Source organism: Williamsia sp. Y721 (assembly GCF_059683565.1).
This window is the reverse complement of sequence record NZ_JCASNH010000001.1, coordinates 409,087-436,011: the sequence shown is the minus strand read 5'-3', so window position 1 is coordinate 436,011 and position 26,925 is coordinate 409,087. Positions and strand designations below refer to the sequence as shown.

The window sequence follows — 26,925 nt, the reverse complement described above, 5'->3', positions numbered from 1 at the left end:
AACGCCAATGAAGATCATGCATGTTTCACAGCCGGTGGATGCCGGCGTTGCAGCGGTCGTCTCGGCCCTGCTGGCCGACCAGATGTCCCGCGGCTGGTCGCCGATGTTGGCCTGCCCACCTGTCGGCCCGCTCCCCGAGCGCGCCGCCGAGCTGGGGGTGCCCGTTCATCCCTGGCCTGCGACCCGTTCCCCCGGGCCGTCGATTGTCGCCGAGACCCGGCGCCTGCACGGGGTTTTCCGCGCCGTTGAACCCGATGTGGTCCACCTGCACAGTTCCAAGGCAGGACTGGCAGGCAGACTCGCTCTACGAGGTGAATTGCCGACGATCTTCCAGCCACACCTGTGGTCGTTCCAGGCCGTGGACTCTCCCGTCACCCGGCTGGCGCGCAGCTGGGAGCGATTCGGCGCACGGTGGGCACATCGCCTGCTCTGTGTCAGCGACGACGAATACCGCATCGGCATATCGGCGGGAATCGACGGCAACTATACGGTCATCGCCAATGGTGTGGACACCGAGGTGGTTCGGCCGGCTTCGGATGTCGAGTCCCTTCGCGCGACTCTGGAGCTGTCCGGCGGCCCACTGGCGGTCTGCGTAGGTCGTCTGGCCCGGCAGAAGGGTCAGGACATGCTGTTGGAGGCCTGGCAGGATGTGGTCCCGACCCACCCGACCGCCACACTGGTGATGGTCGGCGACGGCCCCCTGGCACAACAACTACGAGAGAGCACCCATGGCAAGCATCCGTCGGTGCGATGGATGGGCAACCGCGACAACCCGACTGCGTACATGTCGGTCGCCGACGTTGTGGTGGTCCCGTCCCGGGTAGAGGGCATGGCGCTGGTTCCCATGGAGGCGATGGCGACCGGCACCGCCGTTGTCGCCTTTGACTGCGGCGGAATGAAACAGTCCGTGGGTGGGGCCGGTACCGTCCTCCCGATCGGTGACATCAACGGCCTCGGGGCCGAGATCCGCAAGCGTTTCGACAATCCCGACCTGTCCAGATCCGAAGGCCTGGCCGGACGGGCACGGATCGAGCGGTCCTTCGACCATCGGCAATCATCACGGGCGGTGGCAGAGCTGGCACAATCACTCGTCTCCGGGCAGAAAGTCGAGGGACGATGAGCACCACCGACATCTCGGCGAGCACCTCCATGGTGCGACTCGGTTCGAGAACCCTTCGGCGTACCGACACCACGCTGGTCATGTTGGACCTTGTTGCGATCACCGCCTTCATGACGCTGTGGTCGAGTTCGTTCGAGATCGCATTCGTCGCCGCACTCATCGTCACTCTCTTCCTCGAGTTCACCGGCGGATACACCCGTGCGATCACGCTCTCTGCGCTCGACAATTTCCCGAGACTGACCGTCACGGTGTCCATCGCGGTCCTGACCGGCCTGGTCATCTTCGATCACGAGTCCACAACGCTATGGGCCTTGCTCACCGCCGGATCGCTGACGGTCGTCTTGTTTTCCATCCGGCTCGTCTACTACTGGATGCGTCGCAGGCATCGGCGCAGTCGAACGAGTGCACGAAGCCGCACCGCCATCGTCGGCGGAGGGATGGTCGCCGCGACACTCGTGGAAAGTACGATCAGTCGGCCACAACTCGGCCTCGAACCGGTGGTGGTCGTCGACGACGACCCCATGTACGACACCGACCGGTTCCAGATCCCGGTCATCTCGGATGTCCCGCTCACGGAGCTGGTCAAACGCGAGCAGATCGGCACGATCATCGTGTCGTTCCGAAATCGGCCCGATTCCTCACTCGTCGCAGACCTTCGGGCATGCGGCGAGATGGACTGCGAGATCTACATCGTTCCAAGGCTTTTCGAGTTCCTGCATCTGACCTCGGGTATGGACCGGATCCACACGATCCCGGTCATCAGGGTACGGCGCAACGCCCAGCGGGCGTTCTACTGGTACTGCAAGCGTGTGCTCGACCTGTGCCTGACGGTGCCCGCACTCATCTTCCTGTCACCGATCCTCGCCGCGACCGCCTGCGGCGTATACCTCTCCGACAGGTCGGCCCCTGTCATCTTCCGCCAGGAACGTGTCGGCAGGCATGGAAAGACGTTCACCCTCTTGAAGTTCCGGTCGATGCGACCGGTCTCGACCCATACCTCGGATACCGACTGGACGCCCTGCCAGCACGAACGCATGGGTAGATTGGGCCGCTTTCTGCGACAGACGTCTCTCGATGAGTTGCCCCAGTTGTGGAATGTGGTCCAGGGGAACATGTCGCTGGTCGGCCCCCGCCCCGAGCGCCCACACTTCGTCGCACAGTTCAGCGATTCGGTGTACTCGTACACCGACAGGCACCGGGTCACCGTCGGACTCACCGGGTGGGCTGCGATCAACGGGCTCCGCGGCGACACCAACATCAACGACCGGGCTCTCTACGACAACTTCTACATCGAGAACTGGTCGGTCTGGCTGGACATCAAGATCATCATCCTGACCGTTCGTTCTGTCTTGAATCGGACGGGTTCGTAGCAGTCAGAATGCAGATCTTCTCGCGCATCAAGAATCTCCGCTCCGTAGGGGTGGGTTTTCTGGCGCAAGGAATGACGTTGGTGTCCGGCGTTCTTCCGGCATTCTTCGGCCTCGACGACGTCTTGGTGTTCATCCTTGTCGTGGTCGCGTTCTCGACGATCACGGCCGGAGTTTCCACACTCGCCATCGGTTACCGCTTGCCCACTGCGAATCTCGGTGAACGTCGATCCCAGAGTCTCGTACGTTCGGCGCTGCTCTGCACCGGGGTGCTCGCCCTCGCAACGCTGCTGACCGGAGTGATCGTCTATTCGGTCAACAATTCCACCGGCACCGTCATTACCTGTGTGGCCATCGTTTTGGTGGCCCAGGCGTCGTATCTCATCGCGCAGGCAGTCCTGGTGGCAGCGGACTGTTACCCCGAGTTCATGGTCATGCGCTTCACCTATGCCTGCATTCTGCTGACCGGGAACGTACTGCTGTGTCTGGCCTCCGGCAACGAGTTCAGTTTCATCGTCTGCATCGCGGTAGCGTACGGGCTGGCGGCCGCAATTGCTCTGCTGCGCCCAAAGATCCGGCGCATGGCGTTCACCCGGATACCCTACGGCCCGGGCTCGATCGGCCATGACATCCGCAGCGGCGGCGCCCTGATCACCGGACAGTTCTTCAACGGACTGTCGATGCAGTCCGGTGCTCTCGCCGCCGGGACACTGGGCAGCTTTGCACCCGCTTGGGCGTTGGCCACCCGCGTCACCAACGGCTTTCAGACGATTGCCGGGCAGATCCTGACGCCGGCCATCGACACCACGGTCGCCAGAGGGATTCGTGAGCAGTCACGGACGACGGTCCGATCCGGGACCCGCAACGGCTTGTTGTTCGGATCCGCACTCGGCCTCGGATGCCTCGTGGCAAGTGTTGTCGCGGTGCTGATCACCGGCATACTTCCCGATTCGGGCACGTCGGGCGATTTGTGGGCCTTCTTCGCCGCGACCGCCGTGTACAACTGCCTCAACATCGTGATCATCCCGATCGACCGCATCCTCCCGTTCCTCGGGCGCACGCGCTTCCGGATGATGTGGGACATCTTCCGCGCGGCGACGATGGTGCCGTCGATCATCTTCCTGCACGGAGACGCGATGCTGATCGCACTGACGGTCATCTCCGGTATCGCACTCACGATCTACGTCGGTGAGACGTGGAGCATGGTGTGGCGCTATCGATCACACAAGATGCCCCGTAGCCCCATGCGGATTCCCGGGACCGGCAAGCAACGCCGCGATGGCAGGCGCGTGGCGAGAGGCAAGACCGTCGACGAGATGGCCGCGGAGGCGATCACGATCGAACTCGACATGTCGGTGGCATCTTTGTTCCACACCCGGCGCCAGTACGGCGATATCGAGATGAGCAGCGGCACAACAACGGAACTCAGGGCACTGCGCGAGCAGAACGCCGACCTCCGACGACGACTGGCCGAAGCAGAACTGCGTGCCGACGGGCTCCGCTACGAATCGGGGTCGTCGATCAGACGCGTTCGGTGATCACGCGCTGTCCCTGATCCGCAGGGGCACTGGTCACTGATCAGCGGGGGTCAGGGCGTCGAAGTCGACTGTGTGACCGCCGCCCTTGGTCCGGGCGTGATACATCGCGGTGTCAGCCGCGCTGATGATGTCCTCGGCGCAGCGCCGATCACCCGGGCGGATACGTGCCATTCCCACACTCGCGCGGAGCCGAACCTGTGTGCCGTCGATCTCTGACGGCTCGGTCAGCAGGACGTGGACGAAGTCCGAGACATCTTCGACGTCTTCTTCGTCGACATCACGCAGGACCGCGATGAACTCGGCCCCGACCACCCGCCCGATCAGATGCGGTTCGGGCAACTCGTCGCGCAAGCGCCCGGCCGTCATCGCAAGAGCTCTGTCGCCGCCGAGATGCCCCAGGGAATCGTTCAGTTGCCGGAGCTTGTCGAAGTTGATCACCATGACCACATCGACCTTCGGACGATCCAGTGAGCGGACGGTCCCCAGCAGTTCGTTGATGTACCGGATCACGTACTTCAGGTTGGGTAGCCCGGTCAGCGCGTCGCGTTCCCCGTCGATCGCCAGACGCTCGCGCATGGTCCGCAATTCCGTGACGTCGTTGAACGAGACGATCACCAGTGACTCCGGATCCTCGGGGTGCAGCAGGGTGGCACTGCAGTCGAGCCAGACGCGCTTGCCGTCGATGCGGTCGAGGCCCAGGGTGATCCCCGAGACGGGCCCCCCGGTGGCGATTGCACGTTGGTTCGGGAACTCACCGGCGACCAGTCGCGCGCCGCAGTCGCCGCGGAATGTCACGGAACCGGACTCGTTGAACTCGAGTTTCGAGCGCCTGTCGGAAAGCTCCAAGATGCGGTCTGCAGCCTCGTTGGCGGCCTCGACCTTGCCCTCGGGGGTCACCACAACCAGGCCACCGACAAGGGAGTCCATCACCGTCGCCAATGACCGGGCATCCCAACCCGACCAGTCCTGCCGCACTCCGGCCCCCGTTTCGATCAACCGCATCCTGCTTCCCCTGACTGTCCCATCCCCGCAAGTATGATCCTTACGATCACACAATTCTCCGATGTTCGCGCAGCAATTGCGGTATGCATGGGGGATTGGCACGAAATTTCCCGTGTTCTGTGGACAATCAGGAGGCTCTTGGCTGCGATTCGCCGTCACCATAGCGGCCACCGGAATCTTCGGCGAGGTCGCGCAGGCGCACTGCGCGACCAACAGCGATCGCTACCACAATCGACACGACAAGCCAGGCGATCACCGCTAGAGTGACCCAGAACACGATCATGGCAACCATTCTGCCAAGCGAAGCTGAGAAAACCCTCTATACGGGTAATTCAGGCATGCCCGGGCCACGTTCGGCGAGTCTGCGACGCCAGTGCGCCGATCGACGCCAGTGCGCCGATCAGAGCCGCTTCAACGCCATCGACGCGAGTGGTACCGCGATCAGGAGAAGCACGCAGATGGAGATCAGCGAGTAGGCCTGCGGGTTCTCCGACGCCCACGTCACGGGGTTGGGTAACAGAGGGTTCACCGTCACCGGATTACCGAAGCATTCACGCAGGCTCTGCGCCACCGAGGTGACCGGGTTCCAGTTGGCGATCTCACGTAGCGGTGCCGGCAGCGTGGACGCGGGAACGAAGGCCGACGAGACGAACGTCAACGGGAACAGAACCGTCAGCAGCAAACTCTGCGCGGCCTCCATCGATCCGGCAACCAAGCCCACGACCGCGCCGACCCACGAGAGCGCAAAGCCGAAGAACAGTGCGATGGCATACCCGGCGAGGGCCTCCCACAGACTGGTGTCGATCCGCCAGCCGATCACCAGACCCGCGACCGACATCACCACCAGCCCCACGATGTTGACCGACACATCAGAGATGGTCCGTCCGACGACAACGGCCAGGCGTGACATCGGCAGCGCCCGGTAACGATCGATCATGCCGGTCTTCAGGTCGGTCGCCAGTCCCAGCGCCGTGAACCCCGCGTTGAAGGCGACGGTCTGCGTCATGATCCCGCCGATCAGGAACTCCCGGTAGCGGTCACCGCCGAGCGCCTCACCGAGCACGTAGGAGAACAGCAGCACGAACATCAACGGCTGCAGCACGACGCCGAGGATCATCTGCCAGTTCCGCAGGATGGTCCGGATGTTCCGGACCGCGACGACCTCACAGTCGATCAGGAAGGTCCCCACGTTCCGTGGTCGTGGACCCACCAGGGATTGGGAGACAGGCTGGGATTGAAAGAAAGGCTGGGACTCGGGCAAGGGCTGGATTCTGGTCACGGGCTTCGTTTCATTCGCGGGCTGCAGTTCGGTCACGAGCGGCCCGCCAGAGATACGAACACATCGTCCAATGTCGGTTCGGAGGTCACGGCGTCGTCGACGTCGATGCCCGCGGTGGCCAACATCGAGATCGCGCGGGCCATCTGGGGTCCGGAGTCGGCCGCCGAGAACGTCAGAGTGGCTCCCTCGACATCGACGCCGGATGCGCCGTCCAGCCGCGAAACGATCTCACGGGCGGACACTGCGTTGTCGGCGGTCGACAGGTGCAGGCGAACCTGCGCGGTACGCAGCGTCGCCTTCAGCTCTGAGGGGGTGCCGCGGGCCACCACTTCTCCCCCGACGATGACGGTCACCGCATCGGCCAGCTGATCGGCCTCTTCCAGATACTGCGTGGTCAGCAGGACACTGGTACCTGAACCGACCAAATCGCGTACCTCCGACCACAATTCGGTCCGGCTGATGGGATCCAGACTCGCCGTGGGCTCATCGAGCAACAGCACCGGCGGCCGGATGATGATGGCACCGGCGAGATCGATCCGTCGACGCATACCGCCGGAATAGGTTCCAACCCGGCGGGCACCGGCTTTGACAATGTTGAATTGCTCCAACAGTTCTCGCGCCCTCACCACGGCCCTGCGCCGGCCGAGGCCGGACAGCCTGCCGATCATCACGAGGTTCTCCAGGCCGGTCAGATTGTCGTCGACCGCCGCGTTCTGTCCGGACAGGCCGATGAGGCTGCGCGCCCGATGAGCGTGCGCCAGGCCGTCGACACCGTTGATGCGTACCGATCCACTGGTAGGCCGCAGCAGGGTTCCGATGATCCGGACCGTGGTGGTCTTGCCTGCACCGTTCGGGCCCAGCAAACCCATCACGGTGCCCGACGGAACCACCAGGTCGATCCCCTTGAGGGCGTCCACACCTCGATAGTGCATTCGCAGATCAGAGACCTCGATTGCGTTCTCACTCACAGGTAGGGACGTCAACGCGCACCTCCGCATCGTTGACGAGCGGCTGCACGGGAACAACGGCCGGACCGGCAGACGTCGGTTCGGTCAGCTGGTAGGAGACGGTCACCGTCTTACCGGCCGGAATCTTGACCTGCGCGGTCGCTATCGGGTGACCGAGCTCGGTGCCGGTGGAGAACATCATCGCTTGTCCGTCAACAGTGACTCCGTCGATGGTGGCTCCGGTGGTGCCATAGAGCGTGACGGCTGAGTAGTTCGTACCGTTCGGTAGTTTCAGCTGCGGATTGCCGAGGCTACCGATCACGTACGGCGGCAGGCTCATGTCGGTCACTGCGTTGGTCAGCTTCACCTCGACTGTGGAGGTGCGCTGGTCGCTGTCGCAACTCCCGGCCCGATAGCTGATCTCCCGCTCGAGGTAGTAGTCGATCTTGTTGCCGGACAGGTTGCCCACCAGGACATTCGCGTAGGGCGCCGCGGTTTCGGCGACCTCGTGGGCCAGCCCGGCCTCGGTCAGCAGTTGCTGCTCACCTTCATCGGCGCTGTAGACCATGATTCGTTGCTCGTGCACTGAACGACCAAGGGCCTCGAGCACTTTCGATGAGTTGCCCCGCAGCGTTGCCACCTTGGAGACCGCCTGCCCCGCGATCTCCTGCAGGTACGCCTTGCGGGCGACGTTGTCATCCGCGAACCGCACATACGATGTCGACAACGTGAGCTCGACGACGTTGTCACCGGTGACCTTCTCTCCGTCGGCCAGGGTGATCGGACCGGACGCATCGAGCAGGTAGCTCAGCGCCACCGGATCGATCGCAACCGCACCATCGAGCTGCGTCCCGGATTCCTGCTCCCACATGGACATCCAGATCTGGGCTGCATACGGGAAATGGGCACTGATGTTGCTGTTCCGGACATCGAAGTACGGCCGGTTGATGCCGTAGTTGTAGTTGTATTCCTCGCCGAGATCGACAGGCTTCTCTGGCACGCCGATCTCCGTGTTTGCGCCCAGATCGTTGACATCGACACGACCGTTTCGCGCACTGACCACGCCGTAACCACCGAGCAGACCGCCCGTCGCCCGCGATTCGGCCGGGGTCTGGAATCCGAAGAAGTAGTTGCGTTGCTCGTCGCTACCCAGCATCGTCGGCAGCAGCCTGGCAGCGGTGTCGGTTCCGCGGATGAACCTGGCCGACTCCGTGAGCTGATCGAGCAACTGCGTGCGCGCATCGGACACCGTGCCCAGCCAGGTGCCGTCGGTGGCTTCCACATCCGCCAGAACCGACTCGGCGCGATCAGCGATGAGGGCCAACTCCGGCTGTGCCTGCGCCAACGCTGCGGTGTTGATCGCGCTGTCCTGGGTCCGGAGGTTGTCCGGGCTGATGACATCGGAGAGCTGCATGGTCGGAGCGAGCACGTCGGTGGCAAGCGCATCCACGGACTCGGTCATCTCCTGTACCGATTTCAGCGGGTCACCCAGCCAGGGGATCGCCGCTGCCGCCGACCAGACCACGTTGTGCGCATCGTCTTTCGCCGCCCCGGCGGCATTCACGGCCGCTTCTGCCGAAGTCGCGGCCTTGTCCGTTTCACCGGCAAGGAAGGCGCGCTGCGCTGTCGTGACGTGTCCACGCGCCGAGTCGATGGAGTCCTTGGCCTTCAACGCCAGGTAACCGAGGTACAGCCCGGCCAGCACCAGGATCACCAGGACCGCAAGCCCGCCACCGATCCACCATCGAAGTCGACTCGACTTCGGCTTGGCGGTGGGCTCTTCCGGTACTACGTCCGTCAACTGGTTCTCCTGCTCACTTCGTCGTTCGGCGATGTCTCGCCGGAGTCTGATTCTCGATCCGTCGGCAGATGGCGGTTCACCAGTTCCGCAATCATTGCCATCGCATCAGGGGCGCCCATCGCGTGGTGTACCACCGGCACCTCTTCGAGGGTCATCGGTCCGGTGACCAGCGACTGCCATTCCGCCGGGTTCGGATTGTCCTGTGCGGCAACAAACACGGTCGTCTCCGCCGTGACCGGCCTGGGCTGGTACGCGATCGCCGCGGCGACCGACTCGGCACAGCGTATCCGGTACTGCTCGAACCGCTCGGGGTCGATGGCACGCAGCGACCGTTCGAGCGACTCATCGATATCGGCGCCCCGCTCGGTGCCGGGATCCAGCCGGGGGTCGAGGAGCACCAGCAACTCGACGGTCTCACCGTCGGCCGTCAGTTGCCGGGTCACCTCGTGGACCAGGACCGCCCCGAGCGACCACCCGAGCAGTCGGTACGGGCCCGCGGCCTGCGAGCGGCGGATGGTTTCGGCGTGGTGCGCGGCCATTGCCTCGATCGAGAGCAGGTGTGGTGCCGTGGGATCATCCAGGCCCGGCATCTGCAAGCCCCGGACCGGGACCGACAGTGCCTGCCCCAGTGGCCGGTAGTCGCCAACCAGTCCGCTGACCGGATGGATGCACCACAGTGGTGTACCCACGCCACCCGGCGAGAGTTCCACGACCGCATCGAGTCCGGCCGTCATGTTCACATACTCGTCGAGGGCAGCGGCCAGCGCCGCCGGCGTCGATTGCGCGAACAGCACCGCAGCCGGTACCGGTCGGGCGAGACGGGTGGTGAGCGCCGCGGCCGCTGCGGCCAACAGCAGCGAGTTACCGCCAACGGCGAAGAAATCGTCGTAGATCCCCAACTCCGGGTTGCCGAGGACCTCCCGGAACACCTCGACCACAGCTGCCTCGGTGTCGGTGCGCGGTGCGCCCCCGGCCACGGACCAGACCGGTTCCGGTAATGCAGCGGTGTCGAGTTTGCCAACGGGCGTGCGCGGGAGTTCGACCATCGGCACGATCGCCGCCGGGACGAGGTGATGCGGCAACGTCGCCACGAGCGAATCCAGGAAGTGCTCGGGTGTCGCCTCGACACCGTCGTGCACGGTCACGTAGGAAACCAGAACCGGGCCGGCGGGTCCGGGGCGCAGCACGGTCAGCGCGGTCCGGGCGCCGGCCGCCACCAGAGCCGCGTCGACCTCGGCCAGCTCGATCCGCTGGCCGCGGATCTTGACCTGACGATCGGCCCGGCCGTGGTATTCGAGGTCACCACTTTGCAACCGACGCACCAGATCTCCGGTGCGGTACATCCGTTGGCCGTCCGCGGCGGCGACAAAGCGCGAAGCCGTCAGCGGTGTGTCCCCGTGGTAGCCGACGGCCAGCCCCGGACCGGTGAAGTACAGCTCCCCGAGCGCACCGTCCGGTGTCGGACGCAGGTGCGCGTCGAGCACATGGGTCCTCATGTCGGGTAGGCCCCGACCGATGATGGTGGAGGTATCCGCCTGCATGGGTCCATGGGAGGTTCCGATAACCGTTGTCTCCGTGGGACCGTACCCGTTGATCATGGTGTGGCCATCGCTCCACCGGGAGACCAGTTCCGGCGGGCAGGCCTCACCACCGACGTAGATCGTGTGGAGCCGCGGCAACGCGGTCTCGTCGAGGGTGGCCAGGACCGAGGGGGTGATGATGGCCTGGTCGACGGTGAGCCACCGGAGTTGCTCGGTGAGACTGCGGCCGCCGGCGTCGTCGGCCCGGACCACCGCGAGTGTCACGCCGGACCCGAACGCCCACACCATTTCCATGATCGATACGTCGAAGCTGGGGCTGCCCATGTGCGCGATCCGGTCCTGCGGTTCCGCTGTGAACACCGTGGGCTCCAGCAGACTCCGCAGTCCGCGGTGAGCTACCACCACACCGTTCGGTACGCCGGTCGTCCCCGAGGTGAACAACAGGTAGGCGGGATGGCCCGGGGTCACCGTCACCCAGTCCACCACCGACTGGGCGGGGGTCTGCGGGTCGGGTACCACGATCATGGCGCGGGCGTATTGCGGTGCGTTGCGGAATGCGATGGCCACCTGGGCGCCGCTCGCCGTCAGCATCCGCGCGATGCGTTCGGCCGGATACTGCGGATCGATGGGGACGTAGACGGCGCCGAGACGCGCGATCGCCCAGAAGGCCGCCACCGATTCGAGGCTGCGCGGCAACATCATTGCCACCGGATCACCGGTTTGCACCCCGGCCGCAGCCAGGTCGGCCGCCAGTGCCGCTGACCACCGGTCGAGTTCGGCGTAAGTCTGAGTTCTGGTCCCGTCGTCCACGGCCACCGCGTTCGGGTCACGGTGCACCGACGCCTGCAGCATCTGCCCGAGGGTCAGTGCGGGCCCACTGGTGCTGCGGTGCAGGCGGCCGGCGCGTTCTTCTTCGGTCCGCAGGTCGGCGGTCTCGAGTGACGGGTTGCCGTCAGAGACCACAAGTTGCAGAGCGACTTTCCAGCGCAGTGCCAGGGTTTCGATGGCCCGTTTGTCGTACAGGGCGCTGGCATGGGTGAACATCGCGGCGTCGCGGCCGACCGTCACCTGGAGGTCGAACTCGGACGTGGGGCTCAGTTCGTCGGGGACCTGCCCGCCGGGTTCGTCGTTCACCGCCAATGTCACCTGGACGATCGGGTGCCGACCCATCTCCCGGATCGGATCCTGTTGCGCGACCACCTCGTCGAACGGGAGCAGGGCGTGATCCAGTGCGGCCAGGTCGGTGTCACGGACGAGGTTGATCAGGTCCGCAGTGGTCATCCCGGTGTGCAGCGTTGTCCGCAGTGCCACCGTCGAGACGAACATACCGATCATGTCTGCGGTCTCCGGATGCCGTCGCAGCGACACCGGGGTGCCGACCGCGACATCGTCGGTGCCGCAGGCGATCGAGAGCGTGAGAGCCAGTGCCGCGTGATAGACGTGGAACTCGCTGACCCCGAGTCGGCGGGCGGTCCGGGAGACCTCGTCGGCGATGTCTTCTTCGACCGGGACAGAGACCGTAGCGGTGGCCAGGGAACGCTGTGGATCACGGGGTGCGCAGTCGGGCATTTCCAGGGTTCCCGGGTAACCGGTCAACGTCTGCTCCCAGAACTTCAGCATCGCCTCACGGCGCGTGCCGGCGACCAAGTTCTGCCATCGCGCGACCTGCCCGTAGTCGACCGGCAACGGCGACAACGTTTCTCCCGCCATCACCGCGTCGAGGTCACGACTCAGGACCGCGGCCGACTGGCCGTCCATCGCGATGTGATGGGCCACGATCACCAGGAATCGATAGCCGGATTGCTCGACCAGAGCCACCCGCACCGGTACCGACGATGTCAGCTCGAACGGCGTCGCGAGCAGGGTCCCGACAACCTCGGTCACCTCACGGTCACCGAGTTCGACAACCTCCGGGGTTTCCTCGAGCGTCACCTGCACCGGCACGCCGTCCACCTCGGGGTAGAACGTGCGCAGAGGTGCGTGCCTCTGCGCCACCGCTCGCCAGGCGCCATGGGCATCCGCACCCGGCGGTACGCCGACCATCACCGGCACCGCATAGAGCGGGCGCTCGGGCAGTATCTGTTGCACCAACCACAGTCGGTTCTGCGCCGGCGAGAGCGGGACCGCACCCACGTTCGGCGGTGCACCCGGACCCGTCAGTGGTGGAAGTTGTTCGGCGTCGGCATCTTCCGCGCCGGCCAGGAGTGCGGCCAGGGCTGCCGGAGACGGCGCAGCGAACACATGCCGCACCGGCACAGCGGTGGCCGTCGCCTCCCCGATGATGGCAACAACTTGTGTGGCCGACAGCGAGCTACCACCGAGGTCGAAGAAGCTCTCGTGCCGCCCGATGGACTCGACGGGGACGTCGAGCACCGTCGCCATTGCCGTGGTGACAATCCATTCGAGCTCCGGGTTCGCATCGACGGGCACAGCCGTACTCGGCGCAGCCGCGATGACCTCCCCTTCGACGACTCCACCACTACCGCCCTCGGTGCTGGTCACAACTGTGTGCAGTATCGGGAACGGTTGATCCGGCGCGATGCTGATCGCGCACAACAGCTCCCGATACTCGGAGATGAGTCCGGTGGCCAGTTCCTCGGGTATCGCCGGGCCGTGTACCAGGGTGATGTCGAGTCCCCCATCGGAACCGGACGCCAGCACCACCTCGATGTCGTACTTCGGTGCGACCAGACCTGCTGTGTCCGACACGATTTCAACATTCACACCGGGCAACGACAGCCCACCGATCGGCAGGCCGCCGAGGGCTTCCTGATGCACCAGGAGAACGGAGATCAGCGGATCCGTGCCCGCTGCATCAGTTCCGGTGGAGACAGCGCGGGCCACCGCGTCATAGGGCACATCGGCGTGCACATGCGCCGTCAGGTCGGTGTTCCGCACTCGGCGCAACGCCTCCCGGACGGGCACGTCGAGGTCGATGGCTGTTCGCAGCGGCAGGGTGTTGACAAACATTCCCACCACCGACTCCCAGGCCGGGTCGTCGCGCCCGAGCACGGGGACTCCGATAACCAGGTCACGATCGCCGGTGCGCTGTGCGAGCAGCGCGGTCAGAGCAGTGTGCGCAACGTGGAACAGCGTGGCCGATTCCGACTGCCCAACGCCGGTGAGGTTCCCGAGCGTCGCCGCATCGATCGAAGCGTGGACCGCTCCCCCGGTTCCTTGCGCCGCGTTGTCAGATATCCGGCCGGGCAGACGAACCGGTCCGGTGACGCCCGAGAGTTCCCGCTGCCAGAACGCGATCTGCGTCGCATACCGACTGGTGGGATCGGACGGCTCACCCAGCCGAGCACTCTGCCACTGGGCGAAGTCGGCATACGTCAATTCCACAGTGGCACCGGCATTTCCCACGTACGAATCGACGAGGTCGGTGACCAGCAGCGGCATCGACCACCCATCGGCGGCGACGTGGTGCAGGGTGATGACCAGCCAGGCCTCTTCCTGCCCGCTGACCAGTATCTCGGCTCGGAAACCTGGTTCGGCGGTGAGATCGAACGGTGCGGTGACCAGATCGATGATCCGCTGCGGAACATCCGCTGCGAGCACCTGGCGCACCGATGGGGCCACCACGCGCGCCGAATCCCCGATGAGCTGCCTTGGCCCCAGCGGAGTTTGCGGATACGTGGTGCGCAGGCTGCCATGTTTGCGCTGGATCGCGGTGACCGCGTCGGCCAGACGCGCGGTGTCGATATCACCTTCGAGTCGCAGCACCAGCGGGATCAGGTAGGCAGTCGAAGTCGGGTCGATCCGGTTGAGCACCCAAAGCCGTTGCTGCGGAAAGGCCAAGCCGAGATCGGCGGGTGCCCGCAGGTGCTGTGGCGCCTCGTCATCCGGCAGCACAACCGGTAAGAGGTCGATGGCGCCGGCGAGGTCGGCGAGAGTTCGTGAGTCGAGCACCTGCCGGACGGTCACATCGCGGCGGGTCTGTTGCCGCAATCTTCCTGCCACCCGACTGGCCGACAGCGAGGTGCCCCCGGCCGCGAAGAATTCGCTCTGCCGTCCGATCGTGGTCGCCGACAGCTCCAGGACCTCGGCCCACACCGCCGCGACGAGCACCTCGGTCGGTGTCTGCGGTGGCGTGAGCGCGTGATCTGCCGGAGCCGGTGTCGGGAGGGCCCGCCGATCGAGCTTGCCACTCGGCGTCATCGGGAAGTGATCGACAACCGTGATGTAGGTGGGTATATGGGTGGCAGGCAGGATCTTCCGCAATCCCTCGCGCACATCCTGGACGTCACAGGGGTGGTCGGGGTCGGCGATCAGCCACGACGCCAGCACCGGCTGCGCGCCAACCGACGAGATCCCGGTTGTGGCGCGTTCGACCCCGGGCAGAGACATCAGGGCCGCATCGATCTCGGTCGGTTCCAGACGAATACCGCGGATCTTGATCTGCTCGTCGCTGCGCCCATGTACGACGATCTCACCGGACGCATTGCGGTGCACCAGGTCGCCGGTTCGGTACATCCGTGAACCGAGGACTCCGAACGGGTTCGCGACGAACCGACCGGCGGTCATCGCGCCCGCCCCCACGTAACCGCGGGCCAGGGCTGCGCCCGCCAGATACAGTTCGCCGACAACACCGCGCGGAACTGGCCGCAATCTACTGTCGAGAACGTAGGCGGTGGCCGCGGCCATCGATCGGCCGATCGGGATCACCGCGTCCGCAACGACGGATGGGTTGACGGTCACCGCGATCGTCGCCTCGGTGGGGCCGTAGAAGTTGACGATCCGGCGCCCGGGCGCCCAGCGCTGTGCAACTGCCGCAGACAGCGATTCTCCGCCGGTGGCAACAACTCTCACGGCGGTGATGTGCTCCGGGTCGATGGTTGCCATCACCGCCGGTGTCGAGAAGAAGGTGCTGATCGACTTATGTTCGAGCAGGTCACCGAGTTCGCTGCCACCGATGATCTCAGGCGGACAGACAACAACGGTCGCCCCGATGGCGAAGGCGGGGATGAGTTCGATCAGATGCGCGTCGAAGCCGGTGGCGTAGTTGTGCAACACCCGACTCGACGGCGTCAGACCGGTGTGTTCGACCACGGCATCGACCAAGGCCGGAAGCCCGGCGTGAGTGACGCTGACGCCCTTCGGTTCTCCGGTCGATCCCGAGGTGAAGATGATGTAGGCCACGTCCGTGGACATGATCGGACGCACCCGCTCACCGGCATCGAATGGCAGCGGCCCGGCCGAACCAGCCGTTGTCGCAACGATCTCCGCCAGATCGAGCCAGTCGATGTCGAGCGATGGTCGCTCCTGCGGTCCGTGCACGCCGAGTGTTGCCCCGGACGCGGCAGCCATGGCAGTTTGGCGGCTCGCCGGGTCGCCGACGCCGAGGGTGACGAAGGCTGCGCCGGTCTTGGCGATCGCCCACGTGGCGATCACCGACCACATCGACCGCGCCGCACAGATCGCCACCACATCACCGGGCCCCATGCCGCGTGCGATCAGCGCCCTTGCCGCCGCAGTGCTGGCCGAGTCCAGATCCCGGTAACTCAGCAGCCAGTCATCGTCCTCACATGCGATGGCGGTTGGGTCGCAAGATACGTTGCGCTGCAACAGTTCCGGCAGGGTGGTGCCGCTCACGTTCGCGGGTACTTGCTCGAACTCATCCACGGTTCCGACCAGGTGGCGGGCCGGCGACAAATCCGGGTCATCGAGTACCGCAAACAGAAGGTCCGCGAGGCGGTCCATGAACAGTTCGGCGTCGGCGGCATCCATGCGCGCGGTCGCGTACGCAAGCCGGATCTGCAGGGTTCCGTCAACCTCGACGATCATCAGATCCAAGCCGAAACGCGACTGTGGCTCCTCGGTTCCACTGCGCAGCACCTCATCGGGTGCCTCACCCAGATCGGCCAGGAACACGTCGACGACCGGACCGGAGCCTCGGACGTGATCGGGATCGGCCAGCGCGGCAACTGCGTCGGCGGGATACGCGGCGTGCGCAAAACTGTCGAGATCGGTGCGGGTGACCTGACGCAGGATCGCCGAGAAGGGCTTCTCGATGTCGATGGCCGTGCGCAACAGAACCGTTCGCGCAAGCATGCCGACCGTGCGGACGAAGTCGGGGACGTCCCGGCCGGCGGCGACGGTACCGATGACCACATCCGGTTCGTCGCCGAGCCTGGAGAGCAGGACCGCCAACGCAGCGTGGATCACCATGAATGGTGAACTGTGGTGTGCCTGCGCCTGCTCGCGCAGTTGCCAGTACCTCGCCTGATCAACGGTGATCTCGGCGGTCGAGCTGGGTCCGGGGTCGCCCGACTCCGGCCGCAGACCCGGCAACTTCGGCCTGGCCACCGGTTCGGCGAACACGCCTTCCCAGTAACGGCGCAAGATCTCACCGTTGTGCGCGAGTACATCATTGGACCAGATCGCGTAGTCGCTGTATCCGAGCGTCTGCGACACCAGTGGAATTCCGGCACCGATGCGGGCTGCCTCGTGCTGCAGGATCCGGATCGATTCACCGTCGACCGCGATGTGATGAACAACCGCGGCGAGTTGCATTCCGTGCATCGGCGACTCGAACAACGCGACCCGCCAAGGTAGTTCCACAGCGAGATCGAATGGCCGGTCCAGCTCGGACAACGCTGCGATCGGATCGGCGACCACCTGCGTGGCAAGGTCCAGCTCGATCGAACCGGACTCCCAGAGCTGTTGCCAGGGACCGTCTTGATCCGCCGGGAAGCTGGTACGCAGCGCCTCGTGCCGGGAGATCATCGAGCGCACCAGGGCCTCGACCCGGTCGGCGGGAATATCCTCGACCGAGATCAATCCGCCGAGGTTGTAGTCGGTGCGATCCGGGGCGACCTGCCAGTGCAACCAGAGGGCCTGCTGCTGAGGTGTCAGCGGCAGCCGTTCTGGTCTTGGCCGGGCCACGGGGTGCACCATCGGGAGCTCGGAAGCGTGAGCACCGGCATCGTCGACAGCTGTTGCCAGAAGGGCGATCGTCGGACGTTCGAAGATCGCGCGAACGGGGAGGTCAGAACCGGTCACGGCGCTGATCGCTGCCGAAAGCCTCGCCGCCGACAGCGAATTGCCGCCCAATTCAAAAAAGTTGGAATCCGGGCCGATGACGGTCACCGGGATGTCGAGCACCTGCGCGACAGCAGCCGCGACACCGACCTCGGCGCCCCGCAGAGGCAACCTGACCTCGGTCGTGGTGAGCGCGGGCAGGCGGGCGACGTCCAGTTTGCCGGTCGACGTTGTCGGCCAATCGTCGACGATCTGCACCTGCGCCGGAACGAGGTGGGCCGGCAGGACCGCGGCGCAGGCCGCCCGGAGCCCGGCCCGGGAGACGTCGTCGGAGTCGACCATGACGTAGCCGATCAACACCTCGTCGCCGGCGCGATCGCGGTTGTGTAGGACCACCTTTGCGTCGGAGACACCCGGCTGGGCCCGTAGGACCGCGGTGATCTCGCCGGGCTCGAAGCGGTGACCACGAATCTTGAGCTGCGCATCGCTGCGGCCGAGGTATTCGAGGTTGGTCTCATCTACCCAGCGCGCAAGGTCGCCGGTCCGGTACATCCGGGTCCCGGGCGGCCCCCATGGCGCTGCGACAAAACGGGTGGCGCTCAGCCCCGGCATGTTTGCGTACCCTGCGGTGACCTGGGGACCGGTGACGTACAGCTCTCCGGTGGCACCCACCGGTTGTGGCCGGAAATACCGGTCGAGAACCAGCAGTCCCAGGCCGGGCAGCGCGGACCCGATCAGGCTGCGCGCATCCGTCACATCGACGTCTGTCACCGACGCGTGCACCGTCGTCTCGGTGATTCCGTACATGTTCACCAAACGCACATCCGGATGTCCGGAGTGCCAGTCTGCCAGGGCCTTCGGATCGAGCGCTTCGCCGCCGAAGAGCACCAGTCGGACGGACTCGGGCAGTGGCGCATCCGGCAGTTGCAGCAGGCGCGAGAACGCGGTCGGGGTCTGGTTCAGGATCGTCACGCCATGGCGGCGCAGCAGGTCGACCAGGACCGCGGGTTCCCGCGCGGTGTCGTGATCGACCACCACAACCTGTCCGCCTGATGTCAGTGGCCCGAAGATTTCCCATACCGAGAAGTCGAATGCAGCCGAATGGAACCAGGTCCACACATCGCCCCGGGCAGCATCGATCGTCGACAGCGCCGACTGCAGCAGGTTCGTCATGTTGGATCGGGTCACCATGACGCCCTTTGGTTTACCCGTGGACCCAGAGGTGTAGATGACGTACGCCGGATCGTGTGGCAGCGGTGCCGAATCCCGATCCTGGAGCTCGCGCATCGCGTCCTCGGACGGCGCGACTGCAGTGATGTCGATGATGCCGCTGAGCTCGGAAGTGATCGATGCGTGCCGGGCCTGCCCGATGACGGCCACCGGATCCGAGTCGCCCAGGATTGTCGAGATCCGCTCCGCCGGGTAGTTGGGATCGACCGGCACATAACCGGCACCCACCAGTAAGACACCGACCATCGCCACGATGGTGTCGCGGTTGCGGTCCGCCATCACCGCGACGAGGTCTCCGCGACCCACACCCCGGGAGCCGAGCTCGCCCGCAACAGCGCAGGCCTGCTCGATCAGCTCGGCATAGGTTGTGCTGCCATGAGCGTCGACGATCGCGACCGCATCGGGCGTCACATCGGTTTGCAACACAATGCTTTCGGCGACATCCACGAAGTCGCCGGCCACCGGCATCTCGGTCGATACCTGGGCATCGGCCAATTCGGTGGTTCGCGGTGCGGTCAGTTGGTGCATTGTCACCGCGGCCGGATCGGCTGCTCCTGCCATCGCTTCGACCGTCCGGATGAAGGCGCCTGCCAACCGCTGCGCCATCGCCGGAGCCACGTGCCACAGACCGTAGCTGAGCGTGACCTCCATGGGCGCATCGTCACCGTGGTCGGTGATCGTGAACTCGAGCGGAACGCGGGCCTGGCCGATTCTGATCGGTGTGACCGCCAAGTCTCGCCCGGCCGGGATTTCGGGCGCGAGCTGATACGCGACCAGCACGTCCAGGTAGGCGTCCGAACCGAGCGACTGCGGCGGCGCCAGTTGTTCTTTGACCTCTTCGAAGGCGACGTCGGCGTGGTCCACCGCGTCGGCGACCACCTGATGGCTGGCATTGATGGCAGCACGCAGAGAAGCCGCAGGACGCGCATCGGTGCGCAGCAGCACGGTCTGGACGAACATTCCGACCGCCGACAGCATTTCGGTGGTGCGGCCGGCGGTGGGTGTCCCGATGATGATGTCGTCGGTACCGGTGAACTGGCCGATCGTGGCCGCCAGCGCAGCGTGCATTACATGGAAGACGCTTGCACCTTCACCGACAGCCAAGTGCTGCAGCGCCATTCGCGTCTGGATCGGCACGACAACGTCGAGATAGTCTGCAGGCTCGGGTCCCAGTGGGACCTGACCCTGATGCACCTGGAACGGCAAAGGCAGATGGATAGGGGCACCGTCGAGCACCTTTGACCAGTGCTCCAGCACCTGGTCACGGCGCGCGGTCGACCGCTCCTGCGTCCCCATCAATCGCATCGTTCGCCATGCGTGGTCGCGGTACTGTGCGGCCGGCGCCGACCAGAGTGGTGCGGTGCCCGCGATCCGAGCTTCCAAGGCCCGGCCGAAATCCTGCGCCAGGACCGTCATCGACCAGCCGTCGACCGCGACGTGATGGGCGACGAGCAGTAGCCGAAGCCCGGATTCGGGACTGGTCGGCTCGAACAGATCGCCACGCCAAGGGAGGTCTGCGGTCAGATCGAACGGCCTACGTGCCTCCGACGTCAGGTTCGCCTCGGCGTGCGATTCGGGCAGCGGACGCGGTGTCAGCATGCCGGCCAGACGATTTCGGATCTCGTCGAGCGGCAACAGCTGCGGCTGCGGGAGTCCGCCGTGATCGTTCAAAACCGTGCGCAACACTTCGTGGCGCGCGACCACATCCATCAATGCGTCGACTGCCGCGCGCGGTGTTGCCTCTGCCGGGAGTTCGATCACCGCGGGCAGATGGTAGACGGCACTGCTCGCGTCGATCCGACTGAGCACCCACAGTGCCCGTTGCTGAGGTGTCGGTGGCGGCGGCGCTGTGTTGCCGCCGGGTACTGAGCCGCCCGTGTTCAGCGGGGCCGCGTCCACGGCGGCCTGCAGATCGGAGATGTTCGCCGCACCGGCCACCATGCGAACGCTGACATCGCGTCCGGTGCGCTCGGTGAGCAGCAAGGCGATGTGCATGGCGGACAAGGAGTTTGCGCCGAGGTCGAACAAGCCGACGTTCGGGTTGATCGTGTCGGCGTCGACGGCCAGCACTTCGGCCACAACGGCGCGGACCGGTGAGTCGATATCGCCGGCGCCGGCAACCACTGCGGCACCGCGGATCGTCGGCTCCGGCAGCGCCGAGATATCGCGTTTGCCAGAGGCGTTCAACGGCCATTGCGGAACCACAACGATGCGCGCGGGCACGAGGTATGCCGGCAGCAGCCGCTGGGCCATCGTCCGCAGATGCTCTTCGCCCGGACGTTGGTCGGCCGGCAGGTCGTCGTGGAGACGGACGTAGCCGACGATGTCTCCACCGCCCGCCGACTCGGTGTTGCGGATGACCACCTCGGACTCGGCCACCTCCGCAATCGTCTGCAGCGCGGCAGCGATGTCGCCGGGTTCCACCCGGTGTCCCCGGACCTGAACCTGTCGGTCAGAGCGCCCACGGTATTCGAGATGCCCTTCGACGGTCCGCCGGACCACGTCACCGCTCCGGTACATCCGCCCACCACCGATGCCGGACGGGCAGGCGACAAATCGTTGCGCGGTCAGTCCTGGCCTGCCGACGTATCCGCGGGTGACCTGCGGCCCGCACGCGTAAAGCTCACCCCACACACCGGCCGGCGCGGGTTGCAGATGACGATCCAGGACCAGCAGCGAGGAGCCCGCCAGTGGTACACCGATCAGCGAGCGCGGATCCGTCGGGGTGACCGCACCCACGGTCAGATGCACGGTGGTCTCGGTGATCCCGTACATGTTCGACAACAGCACGCGGTCACCAAAGATGTTGCGCCAGTCCATCAATCGGTCCGGACGCAGCGCCTCGCCGGCGAAGATCACGGCCCGTAACCGCCCGGGATCTCCGTCACGGACGGCCACCGCCGCCAATGGATAGAACGCCGACGGTGTCTGCGACAAGATCGTGACACCGTGACGACGGAGTAGTGGCCAGAGCGCCTGCGGATCGCGGACTTCCAGATGGCCGATCAAGACCACCTGTGCGCCCGATGTCCAGGCCGCGAAGATCTCGAAGACGGAGACGTCGAATGCGGTGGAGTGGGTGCAGCTGAACACGTCACCGGCCGTGAACCGGTAACTCTGCTCGCACGCGTCCAGCAGCGCGAGTGCGTTGCCATGCGTGACGGCAACGCCTTTGGGCCGACCGGTGGAACCGGAGGTGAAGATGACGTAGGCCCCGTCGGCGGCGGTGAGACCGTCGAGATCAGGTGACTTGGCCCCGGCATGGTCCCGAGCGTCGACATCGATGATCCGCAGTTCTTCCGGAATACGGTGACGTGTAGTCGAATCCGCCAACACAGCGCTCGGTTGCGCATCCTCGAGGATGGCCAGGATGCGCTGCTCTGGGTAGTCGGGATCGACCGGCACGTATGCCGCGCCCGCCCACATCACCGCGAATTGGGCGACAAGCGCCCTGGCATTGCGCGGCAAGGCGACGGCCACGAGGTCACCGCGGCGGACACCGGCATGCACCAGGTCGGCCGCCAGCGTCCGCGCGTCGTCGACGAGCCTGCGATACGTGTATGTCTCGTCCCCGAAGACCAGTGCCGGCGCATCAGGGGTCGCCTCGGACACACCCAGGATCCGGTGCACCAGTGTTCCGGCCGGCGTGGCCACGGCAGGAAGGGGCGCCTGCTGCCCTGGAACAAGTTGCGCAGGAGCGGCACTCGGCTCCACCACCGACTGGGCGATGGCGGTCACATACGCGTGGCAGAGAGCTGCGGCCATGGGTGCACTGAACCGGTCGCTGCGGTACGTCAACTCGATACGCAGTCCATCGGCGGTCTCGTCGACGATCCATTGCAACGCGACCCGGGCGTGCGTGGCCTCGCGAGGATGGACCTCGATCTGGAGACCATCGATATTCCATTGCCCGAGTGGATGATTCTGGTAGGTCAGAAGGATGTCGGACAACGGCGTTGTGGTGATGTTGCGCCGCGGTTCCACCGCCGACGCAACCGCACCGAGCGGGACGTCCGCAGAATTCAGTGCAAAACCGATCGCATCGGCAGACTGGGCGAGGACGTCCTCGAACGTTCCCGCAAAGGCGTTGCGCGACCGGACTGCCACCGGATTGACGTACATCCCGACGGCGTTGTCGAGATGTGATCCCGAGCGCCCGGCCTGTGGGACCACGATCACGAAGTCGTCGGCACCGGTGTAGCGCGCAATGGTCACGGCGAGGCAGGCGTGCAGCCATGCGAAAGTGCTGACACCTCGTTCGGCGGCAGCCGCGGCCAGGAGAGAGGACATCGATGCGCCAAGGGTGCGCCGCACCACGGCGGCCGGAGCGACATCCCTGATGTCCGCGGTGGCCAAGTCGGCGGGTAGTTCCGGGCGGGGTGCCAGATCCGCCAGGTGCTGCTTCCACAGCGCGAGCTGCGCGGCAACGACTTCCGGGCCGACACCACTGTCGAGGGTCGCGTCGATGTACTGGGTCGTCGGCGCCCACGTCGGCGCCGTTCCCTCGAGGCGGGCACGGTACGCGGTTGCGAGATCAGCCGTCAGGACACCAAGCGACCAACCGTCCACCGCGGCATGGTGGGTACGAACCGACAACCGGTGCATCTCCGGTGCCAGTGTCGTCAACTGCACGATCAGCGGTGGGCGGACAGTCGGGTCGATCAGATCGTCCGAGTGGTCCGCGGAGCCATCGTTCGAGTCGAAACCGATCGGAGCCAGAGCATCTCGGGGATCGACCACGTCTTGCCAGGCGGTACCGTCGCTCTCCATCCGAATGATGGTGCGCAACGCTTCGTGCCGATCGACCACATCGGTGACCGCGGCGGTGAAGGCGCTGCGGTCCAGTGGTCCTCGCAGATCTACGTCGGCGCCAAGGTGGTTGGCGGTGGATCCAGGCTGCAATCGATCCGCGAGGATGAGCGACACCTGACCTGCGGTGGCCGCCGGGCGGGCGGGCCTCGCCGTCGAACTGCGGATCTGAGCTGTCTCCATGGCGTTGCGGTCGATGATCTCGGCCAGTTCGGCGAGGTCTGCGGCTTGGAGAACGTCCCGGAGGCCGAGGGACCGACCGGTGAGTTCTCTGATCCGTGCTGCGATGCGGGTGGCGTCGAGTGATGAGCCACCCAGCGCCAGCACATCGTCGTACATGGATGGGTCCGAGATGTTCAGCACATCGGAGATCGCTTGTGCAAGTGCCTTTTCGGTCTGCGTCTCGGCCGGGCGATGCGGACTGATCTGCGCGAAGTCGGGGTGCGGAAGGGCATTCCGATCCAACTTCCCGGTGGTGGTGACCGGAAGAGCATCGAGGACCACAATGTGTGCCGGCCACATCGACGTCGGAAGCCGGGAGGCGATGTGGTTGCGGACACGCTTGGGCAACCGCCGATCATCGGTGGTGGTGGTGACGATGTAGAGAACCAGTTGAGCCCCGCGGCCGGTGTCGACGACCACCGCGGCTGCTTGCTTGACATCGGGATGGGTCAGGGCGGCCATGGAGATCTCGCCCGGTTCCACGCGCACTCCACGAACCTGGACCTGATCGTCACTACGCCCGAGATAGTGAAGCTGCGAGAACGTCTCGTCCCAGCGAACACGGTCGCCGGTCCGATACATCCGCGCAGTTGGTGTCCACGGGTTTGCCACGAATGCCGTTGCTGTGAGCGACGACTGGTGCGCATAGCCGCGGGCCAGTGCGGGCCCAGCCAAATAGAGGTCGCCCACCACGCCGGCCGGCACCGGACGCAGCCGGTGATCGAGGACAAAGCACGTCATCCCAGCGATCGGCGTACCGATCGCGGGCCGATGGTCGCCGGATGCCAGAGGGGCCGTTGCCGTCGCCATGATCGTGGATTCGGCTGGGCCGTAGAGGTTGAACACATCGCGGCCACTCCCCCAACGACGGACGACGTCGGGCGGACAGGCCTCACCGGCCAGCATCAGCGTGCTGCACACGGCCGCGGGCAGTTGTTTGGGATCCATCGTGCCCAACACACTGGGGGTGATCACTGTGTGCGTGATCGAGACGGACACAAGGAAGTTGGCGAGTTCGGTGCCTGCGACCACATCTGCCGGCGCCGGGCACAGTGCCCCACCGCCGGACGCCGCCAGCAGGATCTCGAAGACCGAGGCGTCAAAGGCCGGGGATGCCAGTCCTGAAACCCGCGACCACTCATCGACCCCCAGTAGGCGTTGCTGCTCCATCAGGGCGGCCAGGCCACGGTGGGTGACCTGCACGCCTTTGGGGGTTCCGGTCGAGCCGGAGGTGTAGACGACGTAGGCGACGTCGTCGACGGACAACGGCCGCTCCAGATCGACCGGTGCGTCCGGCGTACCGGCGAGTTCGATACAGGACAGATCCAACCAGTGTTCGCCGGGTTCCGGCTCAACGCCCCCGATGGTCGTGAGGACCACGACCGGATCAGACTGCGCAAGTATGGTTTTGATTCGTTCACGCGGGTGCGCAGGGTCGATCTGCATGATCGTCGCACCGGTCTGTGCCACGGCCCAGAATGCGAGCAGTTGATCGAGTCCGCGCCCCGTGGCGATGGCCACGGTGGTGCCCGGTACTGCGCCGCGCGCCTTGAGGTGGTTGGCCAACTGCCGTGATCGCGACGCCAGTTCCGCGTAGGTCCAGTGTGCCGATCCGGCGTGGACTGCGGACTGGTCTGCGTAGCGGCCGGCGGCGGTGTCGAGAAGTTCGCGAAGTGTTGCGGGGGCCGGGACCGGCTGCGCCGTGATCGGCACGCGTCGGAGTTCGTCCGGCGCCATCAGCGCAAGATCGTCGAAAGTTTGAGTCGACTCGCGCAGCGCGGCGTCAGCGACTGTCGCCACGAAGTTCAGGAGTCGCGTGTGGTGACCGCGAATCTCTTCATCGCTGTACCGGTTCGGGTTCGCTTCGAGGTCAAACCTGAATTCGTCAGGCTCGCTCGGGTTTCCGGTGCGGTACAGGTTGATGGCGAGGTCGTCGACCGCGCTCGTCGACAGGAGGTGCAGTGACCCGGCGGCGTCACCGAATTGCAGCGCGTCCACGGTGAGCATCAAGTTCAGCAGTGGTCCGGCGAACTCTCGACCGGCCAGTGGCGGGTTGTCGCCAGGCATCAGGTCGAGCATGTCTTCGAACCGGAAGCGCTGGTGCCGAAGGGCACCCATCATCGCGCCCTGCGTCGAACCGACCGCAGCCGCGACGGTGGTACCGGCGCCGATCCCGGTCGGCAGTGGCACAACATTGGAGACCGTGCTGAAACTCTTGCGAAGCAACGCGGTGGTGCGTGCGGCCACCGGCAAGCTCAGCGCGACCTCGTCCCGCCCGGTTATGCGCGCAAGATATCCAGCGGCTGCTGCGGCAACAATCACCGGCAACGTTGTCCGGAGCGACGTCTCGGCGCGCTTCAACGCGGTCACCGTTTCACGGGGAACAATCCCGGAGACACGCAGCGGCCCGGCTTCCGGCGGGCCGGCGCGGTGCGACAACGTGACCGGAGGCGCGAGCTGGGCCACCTGTTGACGCCAGTACTCGCGGTCCTTCTGGTACCGCGGTGAAGATTCGTAGTCGAGGTCTGTCTGAGCCAGTCCAGCCAGATCCCTCGACGGAACAGGTTCACCCATGCCCTCGGCAAAGCGCCGCCCGTAGGTGCCGGCGACTATCTCCAACATCGAAAACGCGCTGGACCCATCGAAGACCAGGTGGTGTCCACGTTGGTAGAACAACCACGTGTCATCGGCGACTTGAAGAATCGCCGATGCCATCAGGCGATCAACGAACAAATCGACCGGCCGGGTGTAGTCAGCCCGCATCCACTGCTGCGCGACCGCCATCGGGTTCGGCTCACCACGAAGGTCTTTCACGGTGATGTGATCACTCAGGTCGCGGTCGATGACCTGCTCGACACCGTTGTCGGTGTGCTCAAAACGGGTAAAAGCGACCCCGGTCTGCCGGCCGACCTCCTGGGCGACCGTACGGAGAAGTTCAACATCGACGAACCCGGTCAGTTCGATGTATTCGGCAATGTTGATCGGGCACAGTGGCATCGCCTGCTGAACCGCCCACAGCGCTTGCTGTGCACGGGTCAACGGCTGACGAACCACCATGCCCACGACCCACTCCTCACCTGAGTTG

General features: G+C 65.4%; 9 protein-coding genes. 3 read left to right on the top strand and 6 right to left on the bottom strand.

The annotated features are described in order from the left end of the window. The first annotated feature begins 16 nt into the window (after window positions 1-16). From AC56PL_RS01890 to AC56PL_RS01880, 3 genes are read left to right on the top strand one after another with little or no spacing between them, the layout of a single operon-like run. Entirely contained in the window at window positions 17-1,120 is a 1,104-nt protein-coding gene (locus AC56PL_RS01890) for a glycosyltransferase (protein ID WP_497152855.1), read from the top strand. Further along, window positions 1,117-2,490 (top strand): sugar transferase, encoded by a 1,374-nt coding sequence (locus AC56PL_RS01885; protein ID WP_497152854.1) that lies wholly within the window; start codon window positions 1,117-1,119, stop codon window positions 2,488-2,490. The genes AC56PL_RS01890 and AC56PL_RS01885 overlap by 4 nt, the downstream gene beginning before the upstream one ends. 8 nt (window positions 2,491-2,498) lie before the next feature. Next, the gene (locus AC56PL_RS01880) at window positions 2,499-4,025 is read left to right on the top strand and encodes a hypothetical protein (RefSeq protein ID WP_497152853.1); all 1,527 of its coding nucleotides are present in this window, start codon (window positions 2,499-2,501) and stop codon (window positions 4,023-4,025) included. A gap of 33 nt (window positions 4,026-4,058) precedes the next feature. Here AC56PL_RS01880 and AC56PL_RS01875 read toward each other — a convergent pair whose 3' ends face one another. From AC56PL_RS01875 to AC56PL_RS01850, 6 genes are all read right to left on the bottom strand, one after another. After that, a complete protein-coding gene (locus AC56PL_RS01875) occupies window positions 4,059-5,027 on the bottom strand; it encodes a diguanylate cyclase domain-containing protein (RefSeq protein ID WP_495514732.1) in 969 nt (322 codons plus the stop codon). 127 nt (window positions 5,028-5,154) lie between these two features. Then, window positions 5,155-5,310, bottom strand: a complete 156-nt coding sequence (locus tag AC56PL_RS01870; RefSeq protein WP_495514731.1) for a hypothetical protein — start codon at window positions 5,308-5,310, stop codon at window positions 5,155-5,157. Between the two features lie 117 nt (window positions 5,311-5,427). Further along, on the bottom strand, window positions 5,428-6,216 hold the full coding sequence (locus AC56PL_RS01865; protein WP_497152852.1) for an ABC transporter permease: 789 nt from the start codon (window positions 6,214-6,216) through the stop codon (window positions 5,428-5,430). Between the two features lie 122 nt (window positions 6,217-6,338). Then, a complete protein-coding gene (locus tag AC56PL_RS01860; RefSeq protein WP_497152851.1) occupies window positions 6,339-7,274 on the bottom strand; it encodes an ATP-binding cassette domain-containing protein in 936 nt (311 codons plus the stop codon). Next, window positions 7,267-9,054, bottom strand: a complete 1,788-nt coding sequence (locus AC56PL_RS01855) for a DUF4012 domain-containing protein (RefSeq protein WP_497152850.1) — start codon at window positions 9,052-9,054, stop codon at window positions 7,267-7,269. Before AC56PL_RS01855 ends, AC56PL_RS01860 begins: the two co-directional genes overlap by 8 nt. After that, window positions 9,051-26,897 carry an amino acid adenylation domain-containing protein gene (locus AC56PL_RS01850; RefSeq protein WP_497153547.1) on the bottom strand — a complete coding sequence of 5,949 codons (17,847 nt, stop codon included), beginning with the start codon at window positions 26,895-26,897 and terminating at the stop codon, window positions 9,051-9,053. The genes AC56PL_RS01855 and AC56PL_RS01850 overlap by 4 nt, the downstream gene beginning before the upstream one ends. Window positions 26,898-26,925 lie beyond the last annotated feature (28 nt).